Below are 3708 nucleotides of genomic sequence, written 5' to 3'. Positions count from 1 at the left end.
TACCCGCCCCATCCCTGAAGGGGCGGAGCCCCTTCAGGGATGGGGCGGGTAGGGGCGGCGGGGGCGAGAACCACTTACGGTTGGCCCTGCCGCGAACGCCGTACCGGAGAACCGATGCCCGCGAAGACACCCCTGGACGACCGCACCGTACCCACCGAGGCGGTCACACCCCTGATCCGCGGCGTCACGGTGCTGCGACACCTGACACAGTCCGGCGGCACCCTGAGCGCAAGCGCCCTGGAGCGCTCCACCGGCCTCGCCCGCTCCACAGTCGACCGCATCGCCGCCACCCTCGCCCGCATGGGCTACGTCCGCCTCGACGGCCGCGACGTCGTACTGTCACCCCCCGTCATGGAACTCGGCAACGCCTACCTCGCCGCCCTCACCCTCCCCACCCTCCTCTCCCCCCACGCCGACGCCCTCGCCGACGAACTGGACGAGTCCGTGTCCCTGGCCGTCGCCGACCGCGACGGCATCCGCTTCATCCACCAGGCCACCCGCCGCCGCGCGATGTCCCTCAGCTTCCGCATCGGCGACCTCCTCCCGGCCGAACGCACCGCCCCGGGCCCGCTGTTCGCCACGGAATGGACAGACGCGCGATGGCACGCCTGGCGCGAGCGCCGGGCAGCGGACCCTGAGGACCGCGGCTTCCCGGCCGTGCCACCCCGGGAGCACGGCGCCTCCGACGAGGACTTCGCCCGCCGGGCGGCGCGGGCACGGCAGGACGGCTGGGCGCTGGACGACCAGCTGATCGAGCCGGGTTTGGTGGCGGTGTCCGTACCCGTACGTGATCCCCGTGACGCGCGTGATCCGCGTGATCCGCGTGCTCCGCGAGCGGCCGGCGCCCGGATCGCCTGTGTGGCGAGCGTGGTGAGCCACACGAGCCGGCACACCGCCGCCGACCTGCGCGACACGCTCCTCCCCCGGCTGCGGGCAGCGGTCGCGGAAATGGAACGCGAGCTGCGCGAGGCCCCGGATCCACGCCCCGGCACGGCTCCGGCGGGCCTCGCCACCTGGACGGGGGCCTCCAAGCAGGAACTCGGCAGGGAGTTCGTCGAGTCGCTGGCACGCGGGCTGACCGTACTGACCGCCTTCGGCGAGGGCCGTTCCGAGCTGACCCTCACGGACGTGGCCCGCGCGACGGGGCTGGCCCGGGCCACGGCCCGCAGGGCGCTCATCACCCACGAACATCTCGGCCTGGTACGGCAGTCCGGGAACCGCGGCTTCGCGCTGACCCCGCGCGTCCTCTCCCTCGGCTACCCGCCCCTGTCCCGTACCTCACTGGCCCAGATCGCGACCCCGCACCTGGCCGAACTGGCCGACCGTGTCCACGAGTCGGCGTCCCTCGCGGTGCTGACGCCGTCGGGTGACGAGATCCAGTACACCGCCCGGGCCGCCACCAGCCGCGTGATGAGCGTCAACGTCACGGTGGGCACCCGACTGCCTGCCCACGCCACCTCCCTGGGCCGGGTACTGCTGGCCGATCTCCCGCCCGGCGACCGCCAGTTGGGCGCCCTGACTCCCCTGACCCCGCGCACGACCACGGACCCCGCGACGCTGCGGGCCGCCCTGGAGGAGGTCCGGACGCGGGGATACGCCCTGGTCGACGAGGAGTTGGAGGCGGGGCTGCGGTCGGTGGCGGTACCGGTGCGGGACCGCACCGGGCGGGTCGTCGCCGCGGTGAACGTGGCGATGCACGCCGCTCGGCGCTCGGTGGAGGAGTGCGTACGGGACGTACTGCCGGTGCTGGCGGAGACGGCGGGCCGGGTGGAGGCGGACCTGCGGGTGGCTGGGCGGTTCGCGCGGGTGGCGATGGCCTGAGGCCGGATGGGCCGGCCTTCAGGGTCGCTTCGGTTTCAGCCGTCGTACGGCCTGGCGGCGCGGCCCTCGCGCAGGGTCAGCCCCCACCAGGCGAGCTGGTCCAGCAGCACGGCGGCGGCTTTGCCGGTCCCGTCCTGGTCGTGCGGCCGCCCGTCCTCGTCGAACTGCTCCCAGGCCATGTGAAAGCTGACGGTGTCGCGCAGGGTGACGGCGTGCAGCTCGGCGAAGACCTGCCGCAGCTGCTCCACCGCACGCTGCCCGCCGGCCATGCCTCCGTACGACACGAACCCGACCGGCTTGGCCCGCCACTCCCCGTAGACGTAGTCGATGGCCAGCTTCAGGGCGGCCGGGTAGCCGTGGTTGTACTCGGGCGTGACGACGACGAACCCGTCGAGGCCTTCGATGCGTTGGGCGAGCGTCGGCGCGTCGCCCGGGGCGTCGGAGCGCTCCAGGGTGAGCTTGAGTTCGTCGGCGAGGGCGGGTTCGGAGAGATCGATGACATGCGTCTCCATGTCGTCCCGCCGACCGATCTCCGACACGAACCACCGGGCCACCTTGTCGGCGAAGCGGCCGGGGCGGACGCTGCCGATGAGGACGCCGATCTTGAGCGGGGGATGTGTGGACATGACTGTGCCTCGATTCCGTGAGGGTGGGTCGGTAGAGGCAACGTAAAATCTCAAGTTCACTTGAGGTCAACGCGGAGCACGCGGAACCTGGCCCGGTACTCGCTCGGCGTGGTGGCGAGGCGGCGGCGGAACGCCCGGATGAGGGTGTCGACGGTGCCGAACCCGCAACGGGAGGCGACGCGTTCCAGCGTGTCGTCGGTGGTCTCCAGCAGGCCCGCGGCTCTCTCGACCCGGGCCGACTCGACGTAGGCATGGGGTGTCGTACCGAGTTCGGTCTTGAAGATGCGGGTGAGCTGACGTTCACCGACGTGCATGTACGCGGCGAGGTCCGGGACGGTGAGGCGGCGGTCGAGGTTGTTCAGGATGTGATGCCGCAGGTCCTCGACGCGCCGGGTGCTGGACACCTGCTCCAACGGCACGCTGAACTGCGACTGCCCGCTGGGCCGCTTCAGATACATCACGAGCCGCCGGGCCACGCGCAGCGCGACGCTCTCGCCGAAGTCCTCCGCGACGAGGGCGAGGGACAGGTCGAGGCAGGCGCTGATGCCCGCGCCGGTCCAGACCTCACCGTGCTCCCCCTGCTGCCGGATGAAGATCGGGTCCGGGTCGACCAGCACCGCGGGATGGTCGGCGGCGAGCCGTTGCGCGGTCGACCAGTGCGTCGTGGCGCGCTTGCCGTCGAGGAGCCCGGCGGCGGCCAGGATGTGCGCACCGACGCAGACCGAGGCCACCCGCCGGGTGCGTCCGGCCAGCGCCTTCACCCGGGCCACCGTGCCGGGTTCGGCGACCGGATGGATGCGCTGCTCGCTGTCCACCTCGACCGAGCCCGGCACCAGCAGGGTGTCGATCGCCCGCGCGCCGACCTCGTCGAACGTGGCGTCGGGCAGGATCCGCACCCCGGCCGCCGTCGTCACCGGCTCCATCGTCTCGGCGGCCAGTACGACCTCGTATCCGCCCTGTTCCGTCGCCTCCCTCGGGACGAGGGAGAACACCTCCGGCGGGCCGGTGACGTCGAGGAGGTCGACGCCTTCGAACAGCACGATCACGATCAACCGGTTCACGTTCCCCCACTTCACCCTGCGCCGCGCACCCAGGCCGACCGGGTGTGGCCCCGGGGTCGGTTTCTGCAAGTAGTGCGTCATTGCGGGCGCTTCGGTCCGGCCCGTAGCGTCGCATACGGGTTCAACGGACTGTTGAGCCGACTGCTAACCGGCTGTTGAACCCTCACCCGGCCCTCACCACCCACTCCCCACCCACTCCC

The 3708-nt window shown here is 72.1% G+C and carries 3 protein-coding genes; 1 reads left to right on the top strand and 2 read right to left on the bottom strand.

All coding sequences use genetic code 11. The features are described 5' to 3' along the window. Positions 1 to 114 precede the first annotated feature (114 nt). Positions 115 to 1821, top strand: a complete 1707-nt coding sequence (locus L0P92_RS43025) for an IclR family transcriptional regulator domain-containing protein (protein ID WP_234768578.1) — start codon at positions 115 to 117, stop codon at positions 1819 to 1821. 35 nt (positions 1822 to 1856) lie between these two features. On the opposite strand, the gene L0P92_RS43020 is transcribed toward L0P92_RS43025, so the two are convergent. Next, complete coding sequence (locus L0P92_RS43020) at positions 1857 to 2447, bottom strand: NADPH-dependent FMN reductase (protein WP_234768577.1); 591 nt, start codon at positions 2445 to 2447, stop codon at positions 1857 to 1859. Between the two features lie 56 nt (positions 2448 to 2503). Next, positions 2504 to 3508, bottom strand: coding sequence for a GlxA family transcriptional regulator (locus L0P92_RS43015; protein ID WP_234768576.1), 1005 nt, complete (start codon positions 3506 to 3508; stop codon positions 2504 to 2506). Between the last annotated feature and the right edge of the window lie 200 nt (positions 3509 to 3708).

It is taken from the genome of Streptomyces muensis (genome assembly GCF_021474425.1).
GTDB lineage: Bacteria > Actinomycetota > Actinomycetes > Streptomycetales > Streptomycetaceae > Streptomyces > Streptomyces muensis.
This window is presented reverse-complemented; position numbering and strand designations above follow the sequence as displayed.

Excerpts from the sequence above, each read along its gene's own strand:
- L0P92_RS43025 (WP_234768578.1), top strand. The coding sequence starts at position 115 with ATGCCCGCGAAGACACCCCTGGACGACCGCACCGTACCCACCGAGGCG.
- L0P92_RS43020 (WP_234768577.1), bottom strand. The coding sequence starts at position 2,447 with ATGTCCACACATCCCCCGCTCAAGATCGGCGTCCTCATCGGCAGCGTC.